This is a genomic window from Mesorhizobium sp. M1A.F.Ca.IN.020.03.2.1 (assembly GCF_004023205.1).
Taxonomy (GTDB): domain Bacteria; phylum Pseudomonadota; class Alphaproteobacteria; order Rhizobiales; family Rhizobiaceae; genus Mesorhizobium.
Genome location: NZ_RZSV01000475.1, coordinates 1 through 1,114, shown reverse-complemented (window position 1 = coordinate 1,114; position 1,114 = coordinate 1). Strand labels below are relative to the sequence as shown.

Genomic DNA, 1,114 nt, shown 5'->3' with positions numbered 1-1,114 from the left:
GCGGCCGGATGAGGGGGAGAATTCGCACATGCTCGTCTCCCGTTCGCGGTCGAGTTAGCACCGCGATGCCGGCCAAGGCTCGCGCAACCTTGATCAAATCAGATCAAAGGTTCTCGGCAGTGAAGGTGATGAAGCGGATCGGCGGGTTGTCGACCGGCAGGTCGTGCAGGTTGAGCGCCGCCAGCACCAGGTCGATGCCGCGGCGCGCCTGCGCCTCCGGCGCCTGGTCGAGCACGACGTCCATCGTGCCGTCATGCAGGCCGCGCGTGCTGCGCTCGGTTAGTTCATGGCCGACGAAGAAGACGTCGCGACCGCGTGGGTGCCGGCGCAGCACTTCGTTCAGGGCCGTGTTGGCGCCGCCGGCATTGTACAGGCCGGCAAGGTCGGGCCAGCGCACAAACGCCTCATGCAACTGCTCGGCATTGCGGTCGCCGTTGTCGAAACCGAACAGGGTGGCGATGGGCTCGAAATCCCGCCCCTCGTCGATCAGATAGTCGAAGAAGCCCCGTACGCGGTCGCGGTGGACGCGATAGATCTGGCTGTGACAGATCGCGACCACCTTGCCCGGCCGCCGCTGCATCTTCGCCATCAGCAGCCCCGCCATGCGGCCGGCGGCGTAATTGTCGATGCCGACATAGGTGCTCTTGGTGCCGGAGATCTGGGTGACGATCTGCACCGTCGGGATGTTTTCCGCCTCCAGCTTCGCCACCGCCGCGCTCACCAGCGGATGGTCGGGGACGGCGAGGATGAGGGCGGCGCGCCGCATCTCCGGTTCGAGGATGCGCTTGGCGATCGCCGCCGGATTGGCCTCGTCGAGAAAGGTGCGGTGGACGGCGATCGAGCGGTCGAGCGTCGCCGCGATGCGTTCGAAGGCGCGGGAGAGGCGCGCGAAGAAGGTGGCGTCGGGCCTGACCAGGATCACCTCAATGCGGATGACGCCCCGATGCGCTTCGGGGAGCCGGCGCGGATAGTCGAGCGAGCGCGCCGCCGCCACCACTTTCTCGACCGTCTCGGGGCGCACCCCGCCCCTGCCGTTCAGCACGCGCTCCACCGTCGCCGTGCCGACCCCGGCGCGGCGCGCGATTTCGAGAAAGGTGGGCTTCGGAATGGGCGG

General features: G+C 67.9%; 1 protein-coding gene. It reads right to left on the bottom strand.

What is annotated here, in order from left to right; genetic code table 11:
* Window positions 1-103 precede the first annotated feature (103 nt).
* Window positions 104-1,108: a LacI family DNA-binding transcriptional regulator gene (locus EOA79_RS32165; protein WP_095824551.1), complete on the bottom strand. Its 1,005-nt coding sequence runs from the start codon at window positions 1,106-1,108 to the stop codon at window positions 104-106.
* Between the last annotated feature and the right edge of the window lie 6 nt (window positions 1,109-1,114).